The organism is Vulcanococcus sp. DEBay_Sum29NL08_54, assembly GCF_017859255.1.
Classification (GTDB): Bacteria; Cyanobacteriota; Cyanobacteriia; order PCC-6307; family Cyanobiaceae; genus Vulcanococcus.
The window spans coordinates 22,992-44,745 of record NZ_JAFMNJ010000009.1; the positions used below are offsets into that span (position 1 = coordinate 22,992).

Annotated in this window: 23 protein-coding genes; 18 read left to right on the forward strand and 5 right to left on the reverse strand. The window is 65.9% G+C overall.

Features of this window, described 5'->3' with window-relative positions; genetic code table 11:
• The first annotated feature begins 11 nt into the window (after positions 1-11).
• From QZ186_RS04945 to fba, 7 genes are all read left to right on the forward strand, one after another.
• Positions 12-914 carry a phosphoribulokinase gene (locus QZ186_RS04945; protein WP_247478728.1) on the forward strand — a complete coding sequence of 301 codons (903 nt, stop codon included), beginning with the start codon at positions 12-14 and terminating at the stop codon, positions 912-914.
• Positions 915-1,032: 118 nt separating this feature from the next.
• Entirely contained in the window at positions 1,033-1,299 is a 267-nt protein-coding gene (locus tag QZ186_RS04950; protein WP_296416054.1) for a hypothetical protein, read from the forward strand.
• A complete protein-coding gene (locus QZ186_RS04955) occupies positions 1,299-2,141 on the forward strand; it encodes an A24 family peptidase (protein ID WP_296416055.1) in 843 nt (280 codons plus the stop codon). The genes QZ186_RS04950 and QZ186_RS04955 overlap by 1 nt, the downstream gene beginning before the upstream one ends.
• 35 nt (positions 2,142-2,176) lie before the next feature.
• Complete coding sequence (gene accD / locus QZ186_RS04960) at positions 2,177-3,052, forward strand: acetyl-CoA carboxylase, carboxyltransferase subunit beta (RefSeq protein WP_296416056.1); 876 nt, start codon at positions 2,177-2,179, stop codon at positions 3,050-3,052.
• Between the two features lie 5 nt (positions 3,053-3,057).
• Positions 3,058-3,468, forward strand: coding sequence for a hypothetical protein (locus QZ186_RS04965; RefSeq protein WP_296416081.1), 411 nt, complete (start codon positions 3,058-3,060; stop codon positions 3,466-3,468).
• 18 nt (positions 3,469-3,486) lie between these two features.
• Positions 3,487-4,596: a Gfo/Idh/MocA family oxidoreductase gene (locus QZ186_RS04970; protein WP_296416057.1), complete on the forward strand. Its 1,110-nt coding sequence runs from the start codon at positions 3,487-3,489 to the stop codon at positions 4,594-4,596.
• Between the two features lie 49 nt (positions 4,597-4,645).
• Positions 4,646-5,719, forward strand: a complete 1,074-nt coding sequence (gene fba / locus QZ186_RS04975; protein WP_010317460.1) for a class II fructose-bisphosphate aldolase — start codon at positions 4,646-4,648, stop codon at positions 5,717-5,719.
• A gap of 57 nt (positions 5,720-5,776) precedes the next feature.
• On the opposite strand, the gene QZ186_RS04980 is transcribed toward fba, so the two are convergent.
• Entirely contained in the window at positions 5,777-8,623 is a 2,847-nt protein-coding gene (locus tag QZ186_RS04980) for a UPF0182 family protein (RefSeq protein WP_296416058.1), read from the reverse strand.
• Positions 8,624-8,786: 163 nt separating this feature from the next.
• Here QZ186_RS04980 and thrC point away from each other — a divergent pair, with 163 nt between their 5' ends.
• The 3 genes from thrC to QZ186_RS04995 all read left to right on the forward strand — a co-directional run bounded on the left by thrC (position 8,787) and on the right by QZ186_RS04995 (position 11,457).
• Positions 8,787-10,067: a threonine synthase gene (thrC, locus tag QZ186_RS04985; RefSeq protein WP_296416059.1), complete on the forward strand. Its 1,281-nt coding sequence runs from the start codon at positions 8,787-8,789 to the stop codon at positions 10,065-10,067.
• A 40-nt stretch (positions 10,068-10,107) separates the two neighbouring features.
• Positions 10,108-10,383 (forward strand): MoaD/ThiS family protein, encoded by a 276-nt coding sequence (locus QZ186_RS04990; RefSeq protein ID WP_010317466.1) that lies wholly within the window; start codon positions 10,108-10,110, stop codon positions 10,381-10,383.
• Positions 10,384-10,473: 90 nt separating this feature from the next.
• Positions 10,474-11,457 (forward strand): cupin, encoded by a 984-nt coding sequence (locus QZ186_RS04995; protein WP_247478735.1) that lies wholly within the window; start codon positions 10,474-10,476, stop codon positions 11,455-11,457.
• Here QZ186_RS04995 and ftsH read toward each other — a convergent pair.
• Positions 11,416-13,191, reverse strand: a complete 1,776-nt coding sequence (gene ftsH / locus QZ186_RS05000) for an ATP-dependent zinc metalloprotease FtsH (RefSeq protein WP_296416082.1) — start codon at positions 13,189-13,191, stop codon at positions 11,416-11,418. The two genes, QZ186_RS04995 and ftsH, sit on opposite strands and share 42 nt — an antisense overlap.
• Before the next feature lie 193 nt (positions 13,192-13,384).
• On the opposite strand from ftsH, the gene rpmF reads away from it, so the two are divergent.
• Positions 13,385-13,561 carry a 50S ribosomal protein L32 gene (rpmF, locus tag QZ186_RS05005; protein ID WP_010317471.1) on the forward strand — a complete coding sequence of 59 codons (177 nt, stop codon included), beginning with the start codon at positions 13,385-13,387 and terminating at the stop codon, positions 13,559-13,561.
• 64 nt (positions 13,562-13,625) lie between these two features.
• Here rpmF and QZ186_RS05010 read toward each other — a convergent pair whose 3' ends face one another.
• Together QZ186_RS05010 and QZ186_RS05015 are read right to left on the reverse strand one after the other, a co-directional pair.
• Entirely contained in the window at positions 13,626-13,961 is a 336-nt protein-coding gene (locus tag QZ186_RS05010) for a DUF565 domain-containing protein (RefSeq protein WP_029626346.1), read from the reverse strand.
• A 5-nt stretch (positions 13,962-13,966) separates the two neighbouring features.
• Positions 13,967-14,728: an HAD-IA family hydrolase gene (locus tag QZ186_RS05015; RefSeq protein WP_296416083.1), complete on the reverse strand. Its 762-nt coding sequence runs from the start codon at positions 14,726-14,728 to the stop codon at positions 13,967-13,969.
• Between the two features lie 101 nt (positions 14,729-14,829).
• On the opposite strand from QZ186_RS05015, the gene recJ reads away from it, so the two are divergent.
• Positions 14,830-16,770 (forward strand): single-stranded-DNA-specific exonuclease RecJ, encoded by a 1,941-nt coding sequence (gene recJ / locus QZ186_RS05020; RefSeq protein WP_296416060.1) that lies wholly within the window; start codon positions 14,830-14,832, stop codon positions 16,768-16,770.
• A gap of 76 nt (positions 16,771-16,846) precedes the next feature.
• On the opposite strand, the gene QZ186_RS05025 is transcribed toward recJ, so the two are convergent.
• Entirely contained in the window at positions 16,847-16,954 is a 108-nt protein-coding gene (locus QZ186_RS05025; protein WP_010317475.1) for a photosystem II reaction center protein Ycf12, read from the reverse strand.
• A 116-nt stretch (positions 16,955-17,070) separates the two neighbouring features.
• On the opposite strand from QZ186_RS05025, the gene QZ186_RS05030 reads away from it, so the two are divergent.
• The 6 genes from QZ186_RS05030 to QZ186_RS05055 all read left to right on the forward strand — a co-directional run bounded on the left by QZ186_RS05030 (position 17,071) and on the right by QZ186_RS05055 (position 21,727).
• Positions 17,071-17,451 carry a YkgJ family cysteine cluster protein gene (locus QZ186_RS05030; RefSeq protein ID WP_010317476.1) on the forward strand — a complete coding sequence of 127 codons (381 nt, stop codon included), beginning with the start codon at positions 17,071-17,073 and terminating at the stop codon, positions 17,449-17,451.
• Entirely contained in the window at positions 17,451-17,825 is a 375-nt protein-coding gene (locus tag QZ186_RS05035; protein ID WP_010317478.1) for a TMEM165/GDT1 family protein, read from the forward strand. Before QZ186_RS05030 ends, QZ186_RS05035 begins: the two co-directional genes overlap by 1 nt.
• A 5-nt stretch (positions 17,826-17,830) precedes the next feature.
• A complete protein-coding gene (locus QZ186_RS05040; RefSeq protein WP_010317480.1) occupies positions 17,831-18,142 on the forward strand; it encodes a TMEM165/GDT1 family protein in 312 nt (103 codons plus the stop codon).
• Positions 18,143-18,260: 118 nt separating this feature from the next.
• On the forward strand, positions 18,261-20,543 hold the full coding sequence (locus QZ186_RS05045; RefSeq protein ID WP_296416061.1) for an RNB domain-containing ribonuclease: 2,283 nt from the start codon (positions 18,261-18,263) through the stop codon (positions 20,541-20,543).
• A gap of 3 nt (positions 20,544-20,546) precedes the next feature.
• Positions 20,547-21,185, forward strand: coding sequence for a flavin prenyltransferase UbiX (locus tag QZ186_RS05050; protein WP_247478755.1), 639 nt, complete (start codon positions 20,547-20,549; stop codon positions 21,183-21,185).
• 20 nt (positions 21,186-21,205) lie between these two features.
• Positions 21,206-21,727: a hypothetical protein gene (locus QZ186_RS05055; protein WP_050778488.1), complete on the forward strand. Its 522-nt coding sequence runs from the start codon at positions 21,206-21,208 to the stop codon at positions 21,725-21,727.
• Positions 21,728-21,754: the final 27 nt, after the last annotated feature.

Below are 21,754 nucleotides of genomic sequence, written 5' to 3' on the forward strand. Positions count from 1 at the left end.
GATCCCTGCGCATGTCGAAGCGTCACCCGGTTGTTGCTGTCACCGGTTCCTCCGGCGCAGGCACCAGCACTGTGAAGCGTGCCTTTGAGCACATCTTCAAGCGCGAGGGGATCACCCCTGCGGTGGTGGAAGGCGATAGCTACCACCGCTACGAGCGGGCCGCCATGAAAGAGGCCATGGGCGCGGCCCTGGCCAAGGGCGAGAACTTCTCCCACTTCGGCCCTGAGGCCAACCTGTTCGACAAGCTCGAAGAGCTCTTCCGCAGCTACAGCGAAACCGGCGCTGGCCAGAAGCGCTACTACCTCCACTCCGTGGAAGAGGCCGCTGACCACAACGCCCGCCTCGGCACGAACCTCGAGCCCGGCCAGTTCACCCCCTGGGAGAACATCCCCTCAGGTACCGACCTGCTCTTCTACGAAGGCCTCCACGGTGGCGTGAAGGGCGAGGGCTACGACGTCGCTGGCCTCGCTGACCTGCTGGTGGGCGTGGTGCCCATCGTCAACCTGGAGTGGATCCAAAAGATCTCCCGTGACAACGCTGAGCGCGGCTACTCCGCCGAGGCCACCGTTGACACGATCCTGCGCCGGATGCCGGATTACATCAACCACATCTGCCCGCAGTTCAGCCAGACCGACATCAACTTCCAGCGTGTCCCCACCGTGGACACCTCGAACCCCTTCATGATCCGGAACATCCCCACCCCGGATGAGTCCTTCGTGATCATTCACTTCCGCAAGGGTGCTCGTGAGAAGTGGGGGATCGACTTCACCTACCTGCTCGACATGATCCACGATTCGTTCATGTCCAGCCCCACCTCGATCGTGGTGAACGGCGGCAAGATGGGCTTCGCGATGGAGCTGATCCTGACCCCGATCATTCACCGCATGATCGAAGAGAAAAAGAAGCTGGCCTGAGCCAACTTCACCCCTAGGCTGGGGCGCAACTGGCGGACACGGTCCTCCCACATCGGTTGCTCCTCAGCCCAGTCGTATCAACCCACCAGCTCCTCTCTCCTTTGAGATTCGAGGCGCGGTGGGTTCTTCTGTATCTGCGCAACCCCGTTGGGATCGGATCAATAGCGCCGCGGTGATTGCCCAGGCGCGGAGGATTTACTTCCAGTTCCTTGAGCGCTCCGTCTCGGCCCTGGAGCCCCAGGGGATTGTGCTGAGCCCAGGGCAAGGGCGGGTGGTTTTTGAACTGCCGGTGCTCCTGCCCGAGGAGCAGTTCATCCCACTGGACTGGGTCCGGTCCCGCCCGTCCCGCAGCCGTCCCTCCCGCTCGCCCTACCGGGGTCTCTGATGCTCAGCACTCTTCCCAGCACGGTTCTGCTGCTGATCACTGCGCTGGGTCTGTGCATCGGCAGTTTTTTGAACGTCGTCGCCTGGCGTTATCCCCGCCAGGAGTCCGTGGTCATGCCCCGCAGCCACTGCCCCCACTGCGGCACGGGCCTGGGCTGGAGCGAGAACATCCCTGTTCTCAGCTGGCTGCTGCTGCGCGGCCGTTGCCGCCACTGCGGCAGCCCCATCAGCCTGCGCTACCCGGCGGTGGAGCTGCTCTGCGGCGGTCTGTTTCTGGCGGCAGCCCTGGGCCATCCCGAAGCCCTGGGGCAGGCCCCGGCCGTTCTGCAGCTGCTGGCCGGCTGGTGTCTGGTGACCCTGCTGCTTCCGCTGCTGCTGATTGATCTGGATCAGCTCTGGTTGCCGGAGCCCCTCTGCCGCGCCGGGGTTCTGCTGGGCTTTGTCTTCAGCCTGCTGGCGGTCTTCAGCCAAAGCGGTGGTCCAGAGCCGCAGCTCCTGCTTTGGCATCTCCTGGCTGCCAGCGCTGGCCTACTGGGGTTTGAAGCCACCAGCGCCGCCGGCCAGAAGCTGCTTGGGAAACCTGCTCTAGGGCTGGGGGATGCCAAGTTGGCCGCCCTGCTTGGCGCCTGGCTGGGCCTGACGGGATTGGGCCTGAGCGTCGCCCTGGCGGTCTTCTCCGGGGCGCTCTTTGGTCTGGTCGGTCTGCTCAGCGGCCGGCTCAAGCGCGGCCAACCCTTCCCCTTTGGCCCCTTCCTGGTGGGCGGCGGACTGGCGGTCTGGATGGCTGGAAACAGCTTCTGGCTGCAACAGCTGGGCGAGCACTTGGGCTGGAGCGCCCTTTAATGGTCTGATCAGACCATCCGGAGACCGCTATCACCATGTCGCTGTTCGACTGGTTTGCCGATCGCCGCAAGACCGCTCCTGCGGTGCGCAATGCCCAGGAGGTCAGCGAAGACGATGGCCTCTGGAGCAAGTGCCCCGAATGCGGGCTGGTGGTCTACCGCAAGGACCTGGCCGCCAACGCCAGTGTCTGCAGCGGCTGTGGCTATCACCACCGCATCTTTAGTGAGGAGCGGATCCGTCTGATCGTCGATGAGGGCAGCTTTGAGGCCCTCGACACCGAACTGTGTCCCACCGATCCCCTCGCCTTTAAGGATCGCCGCAGCTACGCCGATCGCATCCGCGACACCCAGCGCTCCACCGGCCTCAAAGACAGCGTCATCACCGGGATGTGCACCGTTGAGGGCATTCCGATGGCCCTCGGGGTGATGGATTTCCGCTTCATGGGCGGATCGATGGGATCGGTGGTCGGCGAGAAGCTGGCTCGCCTGATCGAAACCGCCACCGCCAAGCGCGCGCCTGTCTTGATCGTCTGCGCCTCTGGTGGTGCCCGCATGCAGGAGGGGATGCTCTCCCTGATGCAGATGGCCAAGATCTCCGGGGCCCTGGAGCGCCATCGCAAGGCTGAGTTGCTCTATCTGCCCCTGCTGACCCACCCGACCACCGGTGGCGTCACCGCCAGCTTCGCGATGCTCGGCGACCTGATCCTGGCGGAACCCAAGGCCTTGATCGGCTTCGCGGGCCGGCGCGTGATCGAGCAGACCCTGCGGGAGAAGCTGCCGGACGATTTCCAAACGGCGGAATACCTGCAGGACCACGGTTTTGTCGATCACATCGTTCCCCGCCCCAAACTGCGCAGCACCCTGGTCAGCCTGCTAACGATGCACGGCTACAGCAAAGCGGTCGCCGCGTGAAGCGAATCCTTGGCGCCGTCTGCGGGCTCCTGCTGGGGCTGGTCCTGCTGAGTGGCCTTCCCCAGCCGGTCCTCGCGGGCCCGGTGGATTGGCAGGAGGTGCCCGTCACCAGCGAAGGACAGCAGTGGTGGGATCGCGGCAGCCTGCGCCTGAACAAGAACGGCAATCTGACGGTGCTCAGTCGCTTCCAACCCCCGACCCCGGAGGCGGGTGCCGATGGCAAGGAGGTCCGCCCCCCGGCCAGCAGCCTCTACGTGATGGAGCTGGACTGCGCGCAGCGCCTCTACCGCGACACCTCGGTCAATGGGCTGCCCCAATGGGGAAGCCAGTGGCAGGCCTCCGCCAATGACGGGTTGATCGAATCCACCATCGAAGCGGTCTGCGCCGCCGGGGAAGAGCTCCTGGCAGGCTCCTAACAGCAACGCCGAGCCGCCGTGACCGGATCCAGCACCCAACAGCGTCCCTTAGGGGTGGCCCTTGTTGGCTTGGGATTCGGCGAAAAGGTGCACCTCCCCGCCCTGCGGGACTGCCCCCTGACCGAACCGGTGGCCCTCTGGCACCACCGCAGCGAGCGGCTCGATCAGGCCTGCCGCAGCCACGACCTCCCAGGCTTCAGCGATTTCGATGCCCTGCTGGCCGATCCCCGGGTGGATGCCCTGGTGATCGCCACGCCCCCTGAACCGCGCTTCGCCCTGGCCCAGGCGGCCATTGCCGCCGGGAAGCACCTGCTGCTCGAGAAGCCCGTCGCCCTGGAGGCCGCCCAGGTGGAGACCCTCCAGCGCCAGGCCCTCCAGGCCGGGGTGACCGTGGCCGTGGACTTCGAATACCGCGGCGTGCCTGAATTTCAACAGTTCGCCGCGCTCCTGCAGGACGGCGCCGTCGGCACGCCCTGGCTGGTGAAATTGGACTGGCTGATGGGGAGTCGGGCGGACGCCAGCCGTCCCTGGAACTGGTATTCCCAGCGGGCCGCCGGCGGTGGAGTCCTGGGATCCCTCGGAACCCATGCCTTTGACACCCTGCATTGGCTGGTTGGCCCAACCCGCAGCCTGAGTGCCCAGCGCAGCATGGCCATTCCCCAGCGCCCCCTGGCCGATGGCAGTGGGCGGATGGCGGCCGTGGATGCCGAAGACATCGCCCTGCTGCAACTGGAGCTGGAGGACCACCAGGGCCGCTCGATCCCTGCACAGGTGGCACTGGGCTCGGTGACCCGTCCAGGTCGGGGCTATTGGATCGAGGTCTATGGCAGCGAAGGCAGCCTGGTGCTGGGATCCAGCAACCAAAGCGACTACGTCCACGGCTTCAAACTTTGGCGCTCCGGCAGCAGCGGGGCCCTGGAGGAGATCAGCCCCGATCCCAGCCTGGCCTTCCCCCAGACCTGGCCCGATGGCCGTCTCGCCGCCGTCCGCCGAATCACCCAGTGGTGGGCCGAGGCCGCCATCGAGGGCCGACCCGTGGTTCCCGGGCTCGCGGAAGCCTTCTCGAGCCAGCGGGTTTGCGATCTGGCACTGGAATCTGCGGATGCTGGACTCAGGGCCAGGGTTTAAGGGAAAAGGCGCCGGTTAGGATCCCCGCCAATCCCTTATTGGTGTCCCCATGGCGCTCGTTCCGCTTCGGCTGCTGCTCGACCACGCCGCTGAAAACGGCTACGGCATCCCTGCTTTCAACGTCAACAACCTGGAGCAGGTGCAGTCGATCATGGAGGCTGCCTATGAGACCGATAGCCCCGTCATCCTTCAGGCCTCCCGCGGCGCCCGTCAGTACGCCGGTGAGAACTTCCTGCGCCACCTGATCCTGGCTGCCGTTGAGACCTATCCCGACATCCCCGTCGTGATGCACCAGGACCACGGCAACAGCCCCGCCACCTGCTTCGGCGCTGCCGCCAACGGCTTCACCTCCGTGATGATGGACGGCTCCCTGGAAGCCGACGCCAAGACCCCTGCCAGCTACGACTACAACGTGGCTGTCACCAAGGAAGTGGTGGACGTGGCCCACGCCATCGGCGTGAGCGTTGAGGGTGAGCTGGGCTGCCTGGGCTCCCTGGAGACCGGCATGGGCGAGGCCGAGGACGGCCACGGCTTCGAGGGCAAGCTCGACCACAGCCAGCTGCTGACCGACCCCGCTGAGGCTGCCGACTTCGTCGCCAAGACCAAGGTTGATGCCCTGGCCATCGCCATCGGCACCAGCCACGGCGCCTACAAGTTCACCCGTAAGCCCACCGGTGAAGTGCTGGCCATCAGCCGCATCGCTGAGATCCACAAGGCCATCCCCAACACCCACCTGGTGATGCACGGCTCCTCCTCCGTGCCCCAGGAATGGCTGGAGATGATCAACAAGTTCGGTGGCGCCATCCCCGAGACCTACGGCGTGCCCGTCGAAGAAATCCAGGAAGGCATCCGCAACGGTGTCCGCAAGGTCAACATCGACACCGACAACCGCCTGGCCTTCACCGCCGCTGTGCGTGAAGCCGCGATGAAGGATCCCGCCAACTTCGACCCCCGCCACTTCAACAAGCCTGCCCGGGCCTACATGAAGCAGGTCTGCCTCGATCGCTACCAGCAGTTCTGGTGTGCCGGCAACGCCAGCAAGATCAAGCAGCGCGACATCAACTACTACGCCGGCCTCTACGCCAAGGGCGAACTGGACCCCAAGTCCGCTGTGGCCGCCTGATTCAGGCGTCGCACTGAATGACCGGGGCCCTTCGGGGCCCCTTTTTTTGTCCTCGAATTAGGGAAGGACCGGCTGGGGCAGGGTCAAGGCGCGCATGCCCCCATTGGGTTGGACCGACACCAGGCGCGCCAGGGCCTCATCAAAGGTGGGCTCCATCACAAAGCGTCTCCCGTCGGTGACCACAACACGCACCAGGGTGGGCAGGGCGTTGTTGTTGCTCTGCAGATAGATCGGCTCGACATAGAGCAAGCCCTGGCCAACGGGCATCGCCAACAAATTGCCCCGCAGCAGGCGGGAGCCGACGCGATTCCAGAGGCCAAATTGATAGCTGATGGCCGGGTCCTGCTCGATCAGGGCCGAGATCTGCTGAGGTCCCAGAAGCAGACGCTGCTGGGGGAAGCGCACCAAAAACAGCTCGCCGTAATTGGGGGTGTCGTTGCGGGCCGCCAGCCAGCCCACCATGTTCGGGCGCTTCAGAGGCGTGAAGGGCAGCAGCAGCACAAACTCAGGACGCTGCTCACCGGGCAGCTGCATCGTCACGTGATACGGACGGACGGGAGCCGAGGCATCGCCGTAGATCTCCAGCGGCAGGGCCCAGACGTCATCACCGTTGTAGAAGGTGCGCACGTCGGTGACGTGGTAGCGCAGCAGGCGCTCGGCCTGGATGTTGAACTGACTCTTGGGGACCTGGATGTGGGCCAGCAAGGCCTTGGGCATCGCTGAGAGGGGACGGAAGAGATCCGGGAAGACCTTCTGCCAGGTCCGCAGCACCGGGTCGTTCGGATCGTTCACATAGAGCCAGACATCGCCGTTGTAGGCATTGACCACCGCCTTAACGGGATTGCGGAAGTAGCGAATGCCATCGGGGTTGGCGTCTGAATAGGGGTAGCTGCGGCTCTCGGTGAAGCCGTCGAGCATCCAGTACTGGTGGTGCTCGGGCCTGTAATCGGGGTCGTCCTCGACGCGGGCCGTCACCAGATAGGGCTTGCTCTCAAAACGCAGGAACGGAGCCAGGGCCTGCAGACGCTCGTTCACCTGCCGGCGCACCAGCAGGCGGGAGGAGGGGGTCAGGGAGCCGGTGAAGAGCAGCCGCACCTCATTCAGGTAGATCGCCGCCATCAGGCGATCCAGGGGCCCGTGGATTGGCACCCCCGCCTGGCCGTCGTAGTGGGAATAGACGTTGAGATCGCCCTCGGGGTAGTCGAACTCCCGCACCTGGGAGGGGGCAATCGCGTAGGGAGCGGGAGCGGAGGCGAAGTAGAGCCGCGGGCGTCCCACCGGCAGGAACTGCTCCACGCGCTTCTGGCTCTGACCGAGCTGGGGCAGGGCCTGAACCCGGCCGCTGCGGCCCAGGTCCTTGACGAAATACAGCGGCAGCCCATCGCTGCCGGAGACGTTCACCGGCGAGACCGTGAAGCCGTAGCCATGGGTGAAGACCAGATGGCGGTTGAGCCAAGTGCGGGAGCCCTTGGCCAGCGCCGAGGAATCCAGTTCCCGGGCAGCGATCAGGACCTGCTGGGAGCCCAGCGCGCTGGCGTCGGCATTCAGCGGATAGCGATCGACGGCCGCGGAGGGGAAGTCGTAATAGAGCCGCAGTTGCTGCAGCTGGCGATTGGCCTCCAGCAGGGGCCCGCTGTCCCAGAGCCGCACGTTGGCCAAGGTGCCCTCGGCGCTCTTGAGATCGGCGGCGCTGAGCTGCTGTTTGGGCTCGAGATCCAGCTCCCGCACGGCCTCGAGGCCAAAGGCCCGGCGCGTCGCCGCAATGGCGCGCCTGAGATAGGGGGTCTCCAGTTGCAGCTCCCGGGGCTGCACCCAGACCCGCTGCACCAGGGGCGCCAGACCCCATTCCACGATCGGCAGCAGGCAGGCGGACACCAGCAGGGGCAACATCGCCGCGCGGCGAAACCAGGACCGGGGCACCGGCACCAGCAGTCCCAGGCCACTCATCAACAGCAGCAGGGCCAACAGCAGCCGCAGGGGAAGACGAATGTGCAGGTCAACAAAGCCAGCCCCCGAAGCCACCCCACTGCCTTCGACCATCAGGTCAAAGGGACTGAGGCCGTAACTCAGGGCCGCCATCAGGGCCAAGACCGCCAACTGCGGTTGCAGCACCCGTTGCTGCTCGCGGCTCAACCCTGGAAAGCGCAGATCGGTGAGTGAGGTCCCTTCCGAGAAAGTCAGCCAGAGGCAGCCGACAAAACCAATCAGGACCTGGGCGATCACCAGGCTGACCAGCAGGTGCAGGGCCGGCAGGCGCAGCACCGTGAAGCTCAGGTCAAAGCCCGTCAGCGGGTCGGCCTCGCCAAAGGGAACGGCCAGCAGACCCGGCAGCCAGAGGCTCCAACCACGGGCGCAGGCCGTGGCCGAGCCGGCCAGGGCGGCCGCCAGGCTGATCCGCAGGGTGCTGTAGGGCCACCGCAGCAGACAGGGGAGCAGGACCACCGCCAGGCCAAGCACCAGTGCTGGCGGCAGATCCGCCAGGACCGAGAGGCCGGTGATGACCTCACCGCCAAAGGGATCCAGGATCAGGCCCCGGGCCTGCAGGAAGAGATAGCTCAGGCCCATCACCAGCAGCAGGAGCAGGCCGGTCAAGACCGCCACCAGCGGACCGCTGGCGAGGGGCGCCAAGGGGCGTTCCCGCAGCTGCTTGCGCGGGGCCTCCTGCCTCAGGCGCCAACAGCGGCGCAGCTGCTGCAGCTGGAGCGGCAGACCCAACCCCAGGACCAGAGCAAAGGCCAGGCACTGAAACAACCAGCGGCGCAGCACCACCGTGAGGGCATCGAACTGCGCAAACCACTGCGCCTCGATCACCAGGCGCGGCAGAAGCACCAACAAACCCAGCACCAGGGCAGCACTGGCCAGCCAGCGCAACAGCCGCTTGAGGCCTTGAACCGATACCTGCACAAGCCGAGCCGATCCCTGGCCGAGACTAGGCAGCACAACCGGCCGGTCAAGCCGCCACGGGGGATCTCAAGACAAACCTGGAGATACCCGATCCTGCGGGTCGGGTTTAAACCTGCCGGTGAATTGGCGCTGCTAATTTCGTCCCAACGTTCAGGATCTGAACTTGACCGCAACCCTTTCCCGCTCCAGCGTTGGGCCGACCTTCACCGGACTGCGCTGCAAGGAATGCGGCCAGGCCTATGACCCTGGGGCACGTCACGTCTGTGAGGACGTCTGCTTCGGTCCCCTCGAGGTGGTCTACGACTACGAGGCGATCCGCAACCGTGTCAGCCGCGCCACCATCGAAGCCGGTCCGGCCTCCATCTGGCGCTACCGCGATTTCCTGCCGATCGAAGGGGATCCGATCGATGTCGGCACCGGCTTCACCCCCCTGCTGAAGGCCGACAACCTGGCCAAGCGCCTGGGCCTCAAGAGCCTCTATATCAAGAACGACGGCGTCAACATGCCGACCCTGTCCTTCAAGGACCGGGTGGTTTCAGTGGCCCTGACCCGTGCCCGCGAGCTGGGCTTTAAGACCGTCAGCTGCGCCTCCACCGGCAACCTCGCCAACTCCACCGCCGCCATTGCCGCCCACGCCGGACTGGAGTGCTGCGTCTTCATCCCCAGCGACCTGGAGCTGGGCAAGGTGCTGGGCACCTTGATCTACAACCCCACCCTGATGGCGGTGAAGGGCAACTACGACCAGGTGAATCGCCTCTGCTCCGAGGTGGCCAACACCTACGGCTGGGGCTTCGTCAACATCAACCTGCGCCCCTACTACTCCGAAGGCTCCAAGACCCTCGGCTACGAAGTGATCGAGCAGTTGGGCTGGGAACTGCCCGACCACATCGTCGCGCCCCTGGCCTCCGGCTCCCTCTTCACGAAGATCCGCAAGGGATTCGACGAATTCATCAAGTGCGGACTGGTGGAGGAGAAGGCCGTGCGCTTCAGCGGCGCCCAGGCCGAGGGTTGCAACCCCATCGCCACCGCCTTCCGCGAGGGCCGCGACTTCATCACCCCGGTGAAGCCCAACACCATCGCCAAGTCGATCGCCATCGGCAACCCGGCCGATGGCCCCTATGCCATTGACATTGCCAACCGCACGGGCGGCAACATCACCGACGTCAACGACACCGAGATCGTTGAAGGCATCAAGCTCCTGGCTGAAACCGAGGGCGTCTTCACCGAAACCGCAGGCGGCACCACCATCGCCGTCCTGAAGAAGCTGGTGGAGCAGGGCAAGATCAACCCTGAAGAGCGCACCGTGGCCTACATCACTGGCAACGGCCTCAAAACCACCGAGGCCGTGGTGGATGCCATTGGCAAGCCCTACACGATCGAGGCACAACTCGACGCCTTCAACACCGCTTGGAAGCAAGCCCAGGCCGATCAAGCGCAGGCCTGATCACGACCGACCGCCAGTCCACACCCTTCCACTCCCCGCCATGCCCGTTCAGGTCCTGATCCCGACCCCCCTTCAGAAGTTCACCAACGATGAGGCCAGCGTCTCCCTGGACGCCTCCAGCGTCGATGGCCTGATTGACGCGCTCGATGGCCGTTACCCCGGTCTCAAGGGACGCCTCTGTGATGAGGCCGGCAAACTGCGCCGCTTCCTGAACGTTTACGTGAACAGCGAGGATATTCGCTTCCTCGAGAACCAAACCACCCCCCTCAAGGATGGGGACGAAGTCAGCATCGTTCCCGCCGTCGCTGGGGGCTGATCCTGCGCTGTAGCGATTCCTGCAGCAGCCAGCCACTCATGCATGCAGGCTCGCCCCAGAGCCACCTCTCCCTGGACCTGGTGTCACCCGATGACTCAAACCCCCGATCGTCCATCAGCGGATCTTCGGCTCAGCGTCCAGGCTGAGGCCAACCAAAACTCGCCTGTGGCCGACAAGGCCCTGCTGTTTGATTACCGACAGGCGGCCAATCCGATCCGCAGGGGTCTCACCGAACCGATCCCCTATCGCAGCTGGGGGCCTGAACTCCACGGCAGCGGTCCCAGTGGAATCATTCCGCTGGACCTCAGCGCTGAATTAGGCACCACCGGCCCAGCCACCAGCCCCGGCCTCGCAGCCCACTTCATCCGCATCGAAGCTGGAGAGGGCGTCCGTGCCGCGGCAAGCGCCACCAGTTCCCTCTTCTTTGTGCTCTCCGGCACGGGCGTCTGCCATGGCCGTGAGGCCGAGCAGGACACCAGCATCCACTGGAGCGAAGGCGATCTGTTCGTGCTGCCCTCAGGCGGCACCCCGCTGCTTGAGGCCAGCAGCACCAGCGTTCTCTACTGGGTGCATGACGCCCCCCTACTGAGCTACCTGGGGGTCGTGCCCAGCCAGCCGCGCTTCGAAGCCACCCACTACCGCGCCGAATGGCTGCGCTCTGAGCTGCTCAAACTGGCTCAGCAACCGGGGAGCGCGAGCAGCAACCGCATCAGCCTGCTGCTGGCCAACCGCGATCTACCCAGCACCCGCACGGTCACCCATGTGCTCTGGGCGATGTACGGCATCGTTCCTGACGGGGCAACCCAAGCGCCCCACCGCCATCAATCGGTGGCCCTGGATCTGATCATCGATTGCCAGCCTGGGGTCTACACCCTGGTGGGCACCGACCTCAACGCCGATGGCACCATCCGCAATCCCGAGCGGATCGACTGGCAGGCCGGTGGTGCCTTCATCACCCCACCGGGCTACTGGCATTCCCATGTGAATGGAAGCGGTCAGCCCGCCTACCTGCTGCCGATTCAGGACGCCGGCCTACAGACCTACCTGCGCAGCCTCGATATTCGCTTCGCCTAGCTCGCCGGCGCGCTCGACCACGGCGCGGAACTCAGGCCCCTCGATGGTTTCGCGCTCGATCAGCAGATTGACCAACTCGTCCATCAGTTCCCGGCGGCACTCCAGCAAGGAGACCGCCTGGCTGAGGGCGCGGCGGGCCAGCTGCTGCACCTCGGCGTCAATGCGGTTCCCGGTTTTCTGGGAGTGATGGGGTTCTGAGCGCAACCAATCGCGACCGAGGAACACCTCTGAGCCCTCGCCCTCCAGGGATAGGGGACCCAGGGCCGAGAAGCCATAGCGCGTCACCATCTCCCGGGCGATTCGGCTGACCATCTCCAGGTCACTCGAGGCGCCCTGGGTGATTTCGCTCGGTCCGAAGACCACCAATTCAGCCGCACGGCCGCCCATGGCCATCACCATCCGCGCCTCCAGGTAGGCCTTGCTGATCAGGCCCGAATCCAGGACCTCCTCGTCGGGCATCGTGCGGGCAAAACCACCGACTCCGCCCGAGCGGGGGAGCAGGGTCACCTTGTCGAGGTCATCCGACTTCGGCAGCAGGGTGGCCAGCAGGGCGTGGCCAATTTCGTGATAAGCAATCAGGCGCTTCTTGGCGTTGTCCTGAAGCGGCGCGGCCGTGAGACCCATCGTGATGCGCTCAAGGGCATCGCTGATGGCCTCATCGTTGATGCTCTGCCGCTCGCGCCGGGCCGTCAGGATCGCCGCCTCGTTGAGCAGGTTCGACAGGTCAGCCCCGGAGAACCCAGGGGTCCGGCTGGCCCAATCCGAAAGGGAGACCTCAGGTTCAAGCGGTCGGGAGCGGGCATGAACCGCAAGGATCGCCTCGCGCCCGCGGCGGTCCGGCAGGTCCACATGGATCCGCCGATCGAAGCGACCGGGACGCATCAGCGCGGCATCCAAAACATCGGGCCGATTGGTGGCCGCCAGCAGGATCACCCCGGAGTTTTCGGCGAAGCCATCCATCTCCGTGAGCAGCTGGTTGAGGGTCTGCTCACGCTCGTCATTGCCTCCACCGATCCCGGCGCCCCGCTGGCGTCCAACGGCATCGATCTCATCGATAAAGATGATGCAGGGAGCCTTCTCCTTGGCCTGCCGGAACAGATCGCGCACCCGGCTGGCGCCAACACCCACAAAGAGTTCGACAAATTCCGAGGCGGCCATCGAGAAGAAGGGCACACCGGCTTCACCGGCAATGGCCTTGGCCAGCAGGGTTTTGCCCGTGCCGGGGGGCCCCACCAACAGCACCCCCTTGGGAATGCGGGCCCCGACGGCCGTAAAGCGCTCTGGCTCCTTCAGGAAGGCCACCACCTCTTGCAGCTCTTCCTTGGCTTCGTTGATGCCGGCGACATCCTCAAAGCGCACAGCCACCGCAGCTTCCGGTTCCGCCATCCGCGCCTTGCTGCGGCCAAACCCCATCGCTCGGTTCGCCACCTGGCTGGAGCGACGAATCAAAAGAGCCAAGCCCGCGAAGAGCAGCAGCAGCAGCAGACCGTTGGAGACCAGGCTGGCGGTGGCCCGATCCTGACGGTCGTCGCGAACCGTGAGCGGCACCTGGGCTTCCTGGGCCGTTCGCAGCAACACCTGGTCGTTACTGAAGACCGGCACCTCAGCACGGCTGCCATCGGCGTAGGTCACCTGGACCTCCCGGCGGCCTGGGGAGAGCAACAGTTCCTTGACCTTGCCGCTGCGCAGTTGGGTCAGCAGTTGGCTGTAGCTGGGGGGCGCCGGGCGGCTGATGCCGAGATCGCGCCAAAGCTCTGAACGCCTGGACTCAGGGGCGGGGGACGCTTGGGATGAGGGCACCTGCTGCGCTAGCTGACTCGGAGACGCGCCGCTGCTCACATCAATCTGTCGTTGGCTGGAGCTTAGCGATTTGACGAAAGGAAAGACGACAAGGGAAGATCTTGGTTTGGCTGACTAGGTAAGCGGGATGGCTGTTCCCAAGAAGAAAACGTCCAAGGGCAAGCGGAACCAGCGCCACGCCACCTGGAAAGGCAAGGCTGCTGTGGCAGCACAGAAGGCTCTCTCCATCGGCAAGGCTGTGCTGAGCGGCCGCGCCCAGGGCTTCGTCTATCCCGTGGCTGAAGAAGACGGCGACGACGCCTGATCGCAGGCCTCAAATCGGGCTCTGCCGCCTCACTTGAAGCGGCAGAGCTCCACTGATTCGATCGTTACGATCCCAGCTTGAACGCCTCCAGGACCACGGCATAGACCAGGCCGATCCTCAGGTTGTCGAGCACGAGCCATCCCAACGGCGGACGTCCCTGGACGATTCGGGTGCGCAGACGCACCACCATCTCCAGCAGCACGACCACCGAGAGCACCACCAAGGGGCGCTGACCAATGGTCTGCAGCCACCAGCTGGTGACGTTCTGGCCGGCATAGAAGCCGAACAGCAGGGCGAGGAGGCCAGCACTGCGGCGACGCCAGCTGCCCTGGAACGAGCCCCAGAGCAACTGCGCTCCCTGGCGCTGCAGGCGATCAAAGCGGGTGGCCTGAATGGGCATCCGGGTCATCCGCCTGGAAACAGTCGCTGCAGATAGGACAGCGTGATCTGGCCCTCAGGGCAAGCCGGGCCGCGCAGGACCTGGCAGGGCACATCGGGATCCCCCAGCCCATCCAGCAGCGCCGCTGCCGCCGCGAAATGGGACGCCGGTTCATGGGAACTGGAGGCGCTGCGGGTGGCCAGAACCGTCAAACCGGCCCGATGGGCGGCCGTCACCCCGTGGCCGGAATCCTCCAGGGCCAGGACGCCCTCGGCGGCACAGCCCAGGCGTTCCAAGGCCAGTTGATAGCCCTGGGGGTCCGGTTTCTTGGCGCTGACATCCTCCCCGCACACCCAGAAGGCCAGCCAGTCCCGGTGGTCCGGCAGCTGACGCTCCAGCAGGGCCTGCACCGCCGATCGACCACTGGTGGTCACGATGGCCTGGGGCAGACCCGCTGCCGCGGCAGCGGCCATCAACCGCAGGACACCGGGCCTGAGCTGAATCTCACCCGCTGCGACCAGTTGGCTGTAGTGGGCTTGCTTGGAGCGTTGCAGGGCATCTAGCCGTTCATCGCTTGGGCGACAGCCCTCCTGCTGCTCCAAAAACACAGCCATCCGCTCCCGGCCACCGGTGACCCGCAGCAACGGGAGATAGGTGGATGGGTCCCAGTGAAAGGGCAGTCCCGCCTCGGCCATGGCGCGGTTGAAGGCCAGGCGGTGGCCATCCAGCTCCGTCTCGGCGAGGGTGCCATCCACGTCCCAAAGAAGAGCCTCGGGGGCCAGTCGCACCAAGGGGCTGCCGAATGCTGGGGTGAGGCTAAGGGAGCTGGACGCCAGGGCCTGGACAGAGCCTGCTCACGGCTCAGAATGCAAGCTGACGAACCGCAAGCGTGCTCCTCGAGTCTCCAGAGCAACGCTTGTTCGACCAGCGCCTGCAGCAGAACTGGCAGCTTCCCGCTGCGGTGGCCCTCGAGGAGCTCCCCGGCGACGTGCAGGCCCTGGGACTCTCAGAGCCCATCCTTGCCCTGCTCAGCCGACGCGGCTTTGGCAGTGCTGCCGCGATCGAAGCACTGCTGAACCCCGCGGATGCCCCCGATCCCAAGCACCACTTCCCCGACTTAGGCCTGGCGGTCAAGCGCCTGAAGCAGGCCTGCAAAACCAACGAACGCCTGGCGATCTGCGGCGACTACGACGCCGATGGCATGACCAGCACGGCGCTCCTGATCGGTGTCCTGCAGCAGTTAGGGGCGCAACCGCAAGCGGCCATCCCCAGCCGCCAGTCCGATGGCTATGGGCTGAATGTCTCGATGGTGGAGGAGCTGGCCGCTGAGGGCATTCGACTGCTGGTCACCGTCGACAACGGGGTCTCCGCACGGGAAGCCCTCGAGCGCGCCCAGGCGCTTGGCCTCGAGGTCATCGTCACCGACCACCACACCATTCCCGAGGAGCGGCCGCCCCTCAGCGCCCTACTGCACCCGCAGTGCACCCCGGAGGACTCCCCCTACCGGGGCCTGGCCGGGGTGGGCATGGCCTACGTCCTCGCCGGCGCCCTGGCCAAGGCCAACCGCTCAGCCAAGGCTCTGGCCATGGCCCTGGACCTCTTCTGCATCGGCACCATCGCCGACATGGCTCCGCTGCAGGGGGTCAATCGCCGCTGGTTGATGGACGGCTTGCCACGGCTCAAGGACAGTCCGCTGCCGGGGCTCCAGGCCCTGCAGCAGGTGGCCGGTCTCGACGATGCGCCGATCGATGCCGGTGCCGTTGGCTTCCAACTCGCCCCCCGGATCAACGCCGTCGGACGGCTGGGGGATCCGCGCTTGGTGGTGGATCTGCTGACCACCGATGACCCGGAGCAGGCCCTGGAACTGGCCCGGGAATGCGAGAGCTTGAACCGCCAACGCCGGGAGCTCTGTGATGCCATCGAGGCGGAGGCACGGGCCCTGGCCGAAGCGGATGGAGACCAGCGCAGTCCGTTCCTACTGCTGGCCCAAAGCCATTGGCATCACGGCGTGATTGGCATCGTGGCGGCCCGTTTGGTCGAGCACTACGGCGCCCCCGTCGCCCTGCTGGCCGCCGAGGGGGATGGCCGGATGCGGGCCTCGGTGCGGGCACCCAAGGGCTTTGCCGTCGATGCCGCCCTCCAGGCCTGCGGTGATCTGCTGGAGCGGTTTGGTGGCCACCCCGCCGCCGGGGGCTTCACCGTCAAGGCCGAGCGGGTCACGGCCCTGCATCAACGGCTCAACGACCTGGCGCAGGTCTGGCGCGAGCGGGAGGGCCTGCAGCTGGTCATGCCCGAGGCCCTGCTGAAGCTGGAGCAGATCAACCGGCCCCTCTGGCGAGAGCTGCAACGGCTGGAGCCCTTCGGCATTGGCAATCCCACCCCACTCTTCTGGAGCTGTGGCTGCACGATCAGCCAACAGCGGGAGCTGCGGGGTGGTCACCTTCAGCTCAGCCTGCGCCAGGGCGAAGCGCGGGTGCGGGCCATGGCCTGGCGCTGGGGAGCGGTTGGCCATCTGCTGCCGAAGCAGGTGGATGTGGCCTATCACCTCAGGCTCAACCGTTGGAACGGCGAAGAGAGCCTTCAACTCGAGGTGGTGGGCATCCGCCCCAGCAGCGGAGAAGCGCTGGTGCTCCAACGCCAGGAGCGCAGTTACTGGGTGCGGCGGGAGGGCAACGCCGTGGTGATCCGCAACGCCGATGGGGAGGAACTCCGGGGCGAAGCCCAGCAGGGCCGGCTGGAAGCCCTTCAGATCGATCACCCGAAGGCGGAACACCCCTATGTGAAAGCCCTGGTTCAAGACGCAGCCAGGGCGATGGGACTGGCGGCCTAGAGACAACAAAGCCCCCTGAAGAGAACCTCCAGGGGGCCAAGCGTGTCGATGAGGCGGAGGCCTAAGACCCTTCCGATCAGAGGGCGCCGCGGCGGTAGAAGAGGATGAAGATCACGGCCGGGCCGACCAGGGTGATCAGGAACAGGGCAGCGAAGTTGGCGATCAGGTGGAAGTCGATTCCCATGGGAGAACGGCTCGGGAGCTGCACGTGTTTGCAGCAGCCTAAAAGCAGACGGGCCGACGCCGCCCCCGCAGGGATCGCTCCTGTGACGGGTTGTCACAGCGCCTGGGGGATGAACCATGGCTGAGACCCTTCAATGGCGCTGCATCAGCGGCTGCGGCTCCTGCTGCCGCCTGGACCCCGGGGAGCGCAATGAAGCCCTCGACGCGCTGGACGAGGAGCAGCAGCAGCTCTATCTCTCGATGGTGGGGCCCGACGGCTGGTGCATCCACTTCGACACCGGCTCCAGTACCTGCCGCATCTACGACGAACGGCCGGTCTTCTGCCGCGTCGAAAACCTGGCCCAGCTATTCGACGTGCCCTCCGAGGAGGCCAACGACTTCGCCATCGCCTGTTGCCGGCAGCAGATCCGCTGCGAACACGGCGGTCGTGGCATCGTGATGAAGCGTTTCGAGCAGGCGATCCGCCAGCCCGCTGAAGACAACGATCGCCAGCCCTAATGCCTGAGTCCGCCCCGAGCAGCGACACGCCTCAACCGGAATCCACGCAACAGCAATCCAAAAAAGAGGAGAAGGCCGCCAGCTTTGGCGCGGTCTTCCTGACGACCTTCACCACCGTCTTCCTCGCCGAGTTGGGCGACAAGACCCAACTGGCTGCGCTGTTGCTCTCGGCGGAATCAGGCCGTCCGGTCCTGGTCTTTATTGGCGCCTCCCTAGCCCTGATCAGCTCCAGCCTGGTGGGGGTCGTCCTCGGGCGCTGGCTCTCGCGGGTCCTGCCCCCCGGTCAACTCGAACGCCTGGCCGGGATCTTGATGATCGCCCTCGGTCTTTGGCTCGGCCGGCAGGCCGCCGTCAGCATGTTCCCCCTGGCCTGATTGCCATGCAGCTCCCTCTCCTGGCCTCAACCTTCCTGACGGTCTTCCTGGCCGAGTTGGGCGACAAGACCCAACTGGCGATCGTCACCATCAGCGGCACCTCGAGCCGCAGCGGCGCCGTCTTCGCCGGCAGTGCCAGCGCTCTGGTTCTCGCCAGCCTGCTGGGGGCAGGCGCCGGGGGGTCCCTCTCCGCCGTCATCCCGACCGATGCCCTGCAGCTGGCCGCCTCAGTGGGTTTTCTCGTGATCGGCGGCCGTCTGCTCTTAAAAGCCGGCCAGGACGACGAAACCGAGGAAATCGCCCAGGACGCTGAGTAGGATGGTGAGGCTTCAGCAGCACTCGAAGGCGTTGGCCGTCTTCAAGTGATGCCTGGGGCACGCAGAACCACCACCTCATTTGGGCTTGTCCGCTCCGCAGAAGCCCACCCCAACAGCCATGAAGTTCACGGTCGCGGACCTCATCGAGCAGCTCCCGCAGCAGGAGCCCCTCAGCCTCAGCAAGCTTGAGAAAGGACTGGGCCTGAGCACCAAGGCCGACAAGGAACAGCTGCGCATCGCCCTCACCGCCCTCGCCCGCGCTGGGGTGCTCGAGGAAGCCGACGAGGGCATCAGTCGCGTCGAGGACGAGGGCCTGATCGAAGCCCGGCTTCGCTGCAGCAGCAAAGGGTTCTGCTTCGCCCTGCGCGAGGACGGTGGCGAAGACATCTACATCCGCGACAACCAGCTCAACCACGCCTGGAACGGTGACCGGGTCCTGGTTCGGGTCACCCGTGAGGGCGGGCGTCGGCGCTCACCGGAGGGTGGGGTGCAATGCATCCTGCAGCGCAACACCACCAGCCTCCTGGCCCAGGTGGAGCAGCAAAACGACCTCCTGGTGGCGGTCCCCCTGGACGACCGTCTGTTGACGGCCATCAACCTGCCAGCTGGAGATAGCGAGCACCTCAAACCCGCCACCGAAGCCGTGGTGGAGGTCAAGGTCGATCGCTACCCCGTCGGGCAACTCGCCCCCGAGGGCCACGTCGCCCGCAGCCTTGCGGTCAATGCCGGACCGGAGGCTGATCTGGATCTGCTGCTGACCAAACACGGTCTGAGGGAGCTACCCGCCGCACCGAAGAGCACGGCCAAGGCCCTCGACCTCAAGACCCGGGATGACCTGAGCGCTCTACCCACCCTGGTGCTGCAGCTCTGGGGCAGTGCTGAAGCGCCACTCCTGCCAGCGGTCTCCCTGGAATCCCTGGAGAACGGCCAGCGGCTCTGGGTGCACGCCCCTGCCATTGCTGAACGGGTGGGTTTTGGCAGCGCCCTGGACCTCTTCCTGCGGGAGCGGAGTGAAGCGCTCTGCGTCGGTGAAAGCTGGCTGCCCTACCTGCCCAGCGCCACCACCAAAGCAGCGGCCTTCAAAACCGGAACGCCCGCTGCGGCCCTCTCGGTGGCCCTCGATCTCAACGCCGAAGGGCAGCTGGAGCACTTCCGCTTCTGCCGCAGCACCATCTCGGCCGACGGGCTGGTTGACACCAAAGCCCTGCAGGCCCTGGCCGATCGCAAACCGAAGGCGCGCACGACCCCTGCCGCCCTGAAGGGGCTCAAGGATCAACTGCCCCTGCTGGAGCAGCTGATCGCCCTGGCCCAGACCCTCCGGCAGAACCGCCTGAGCCAGGGCTCGATTGATCTGGACCTGGGCATCCCCAACCTGGAGGGGCTCGCGGAGCTAGCGATTCCCGAACCGGATGAGCGCCGCCAGGGCTGGATGGTTCAGCTGGATCCAGCCCTCTCCACAGCCGGCTTGCTGCGGGAGATGGTCCTCCAGGCTCACCGGGCCTTAGGCCGCCACATGGCCGCTCTGGAGCTCCCCGCGATCTATGCCCTCAATGGTGCGCCCGATGCCGAGGCCCTGAACGACGTGGCCAAAGCCGCTCTGGCCCTCGAGATCCCCCTGGAACTCTCCGCCGATGGCAACGCCAGCGCCCAGGAGCTGGCCGTGGCCTTCGCCGCCAGTGACCGCGCCCGGGTGCTGCAACAGCAACTGCGGGACCCCCTGAAACCCGTCAGCCTCAGTGCAGAGCCCGGCAGCAACACCCTGGCCGCAGAGGACAAGGCCTACGCCCCTTGGTGCTGTGCGGCCCTGCACTACGCCGACCTCTGGAACCAGCACCTGTTGGTGCTGTTGATGAGTGAGGGGAAAGATCGTCCCTCCGTGCGGCACAAAACCCGCGTCGACATCACCTCCGATGAAAGCCATGGGGTGATCGACTGGCCCCTGCTGACCGCCAGCCAGCTCTCCCCCGTCGAGGAAGCCCTCACAGGAGCACTGCTGCATCGCTTGAACGAGCGCGGCCGCTTTGTGAGCGAACTCCAGGGCGACGCCCTGGCCATGGCCCAGGCCCGTCAAGCCGAACCGCTTGTGGGCCAAACCCTGACCGGAACCATCAGCGGCGTGCAGAGCTATGGCTTCTTCGTGGAAGTGCCCCCGTCCCACGTCGAGGGCCTGGTGCACGTCAGCTCCCTGAAGGACGACTGGTACGAGTACCGCTCCCGTCAGAACAAGCTGGTGGGTCGCAAGAACCGCCGCGCCTACATGCTGGGCGACCAGGTGGAAGTCACCATCCAAAAGGTCGATGTCCTGCGGCATCAGATCGATCTGGCCGTGGTCCTGCCCGAGGGTTACGAGGAGTTCAGCCCCGACGACTCCAGCGAGACTGACGCGGACGGCGAGGACTGAGCGTTGAGCGACAGCAGCGCCCAGGCAGCGCCGCTGCCCATCGTTCTGGCCGTCTCCGGAGCCAGTGCTCAACCCCTGGCCGAGCGGGCCCTCCAGCTGTTGCTTCTGGCCGGGGAATCCGTGGATCTCATTGTCAGTCGCGGAGCGATCGGCGTCTGGCAAGCCGAACTCGGTGTGCGGGTACCCAGCGAGCCATCCGCCCAGGAAGCCTTCTGGCGCGAACGCCTCGGCTGCAGCAGCGGGGAACTGCGTTGCCACCGCTGGAATGATCAATCCGTGGCCATCGCCAGTGGCAGCCATCGCACCCGCGGGATGGTGATCCTTCCCTGCTCCATGGGAACCGTCGGGCGAATCGCCTCAGGGGTCGCCACCGATCTGATGGAGCGCTGCGCGGATGTCCATCTCAAGGAAGGCCGGCCGCTAGTGATCTGTCCGCGGGAAACCCCCTGGAACCTGATCCACCTGCGCAACCTCACCACGTTGGCGGAGGCGGGAGCGCGGATCGCCCCCCCCGCCCCCGCCTGGTATCACCAGCCGACATCCCTGGAGGAGATGGTGGACTTTTTGGTGATCCGCGTGTTCGATTGCCTCGGTTATGAGCTCGGTCAGCTGCAGCGCTGGACCGGTCCGATCCAGCCCTGAGGCACTCCATCGCCCCTGTGTTGAAACGCATCCTGCTGCTGCCGCTGCTCTCGCCACTGCTGGCGACCCTGGTCGTGGGAGCGGTGAACCCCAAGCCAGCGGTGGCCGTGCGCGTCCTCACCTGGACCTCACCCGCCCTGCCCCTGGGCCTCTGGATCGCCGGGGCATCCAGCCTGGGGGCTGGCCTCAGCGCGGCCGGGGCAGCCTTGGCTCTGCAGGGCGGAGGACCGCAAATCCTGCCCCGCCGCTCCGTTCGCCGCCGCCCTGAGCCCGAGTCCTGGGCGGGATTCAGCCCGCCAGCTGAAGAGCGCCCGCGGCGAGCAGCGCCCGAGCGGGAGGACTGGGGGGCCGAAACTGAGCCAGAGCGCCCGCAAACCGCCTGGGCTGGCCCCAGCCGCGGGGCCGCCGATCCCGCCCCAACGGTGTCCGTTCCCTTTCGCGTCATCCGGCGCGGCCAAAGCAGCGCCAGCGCGACACCCCCACCTGCGGCAAGCAGCCCCGATCCTGACGATTGGGGAAGCAGCAGCTCAGAGGAGTGGTGAGCACTCCCTAAAGTTCAGCCAACGTCT

Excerpts from the sequence above, each read along its gene's own strand:
- QZ186_RS04945 (WP_247478728.1), top strand. The coding sequence starts at position 12 with ATGTCGAAGCGTCACCCGGTTGTTGCTGTCACCGGTTCCTCCGGCGCA.
- QZ186_RS04955 (WP_296416055.1), top strand. The coding sequence starts at position 1,299 with ATGCTCAGCACTCTTCCCAGCACGGTTCTGCTGCTGATCACTGCGCTG.
- accD (WP_296416056.1), top strand. The coding sequence starts at position 2,177 with ATGTCGCTGTTCGACTGGTTTGCCGATCGCCGCAAGACCGCTCCTGCG.
- fba (WP_010317460.1), top strand. The coding sequence starts at position 4,646 with ATGGCGCTCGTTCCGCTTCGGCTGCTGCTCGACCACGCCGCTGAAAAC.
- QZ186_RS04990 (WP_010317466.1), top strand. The coding sequence starts at position 10,108 with ATGCCCGTTCAGGTCCTGATCCCGACCCCCCTTCAGAAGTTCACCAAC.
- QZ186_RS04995 (WP_247478735.1), top strand. The coding sequence starts at position 10,474 with ATGACTCAAACCCCCGATCGTCCATCAGCGGATCTTCGGCTCAGCGTC.
- rpmF (WP_010317471.1), top strand. The coding sequence starts at position 13,385 with ATGGCTGTTCCCAAGAAGAAAACGTCCAAGGGCAAGCGGAACCAGCGC.
- QZ186_RS05010 (WP_029626346.1), bottom strand. The coding sequence starts at position 13,961 with ATGCCCATTCAGGCCACCCGCTTTGATCGCCTGCAGCGCCAGGGAGCG.
- QZ186_RS05025 (WP_010317475.1), bottom strand. The coding sequence starts at position 16,954 with ATGGGAATCGACTTCCACCTGATCGCCAACTTCGCTGCCCTGTTCCTG.
- QZ186_RS05030 (WP_010317476.1), top strand. The coding sequence starts at position 17,071 with ATGGCTGAGACCCTTCAATGGCGCTGCATCAGCGGCTGCGGCTCCTGC.
- QZ186_RS05035 (WP_010317478.1), top strand. The coding sequence starts at position 17,451 with ATGCCTGAGTCCGCCCCGAGCAGCGACACGCCTCAACCGGAATCCACG.
- QZ186_RS05040 (WP_010317480.1), top strand. The coding sequence starts at position 17,831 with ATGCAGCTCCCTCTCCTGGCCTCAACCTTCCTGACGGTCTTCCTGGCC.
- QZ186_RS05045 (WP_296416061.1), top strand. The coding sequence starts at position 18,261 with ATGAAGTTCACGGTCGCGGACCTCATCGAGCAGCTCCCGCAGCAGGAG.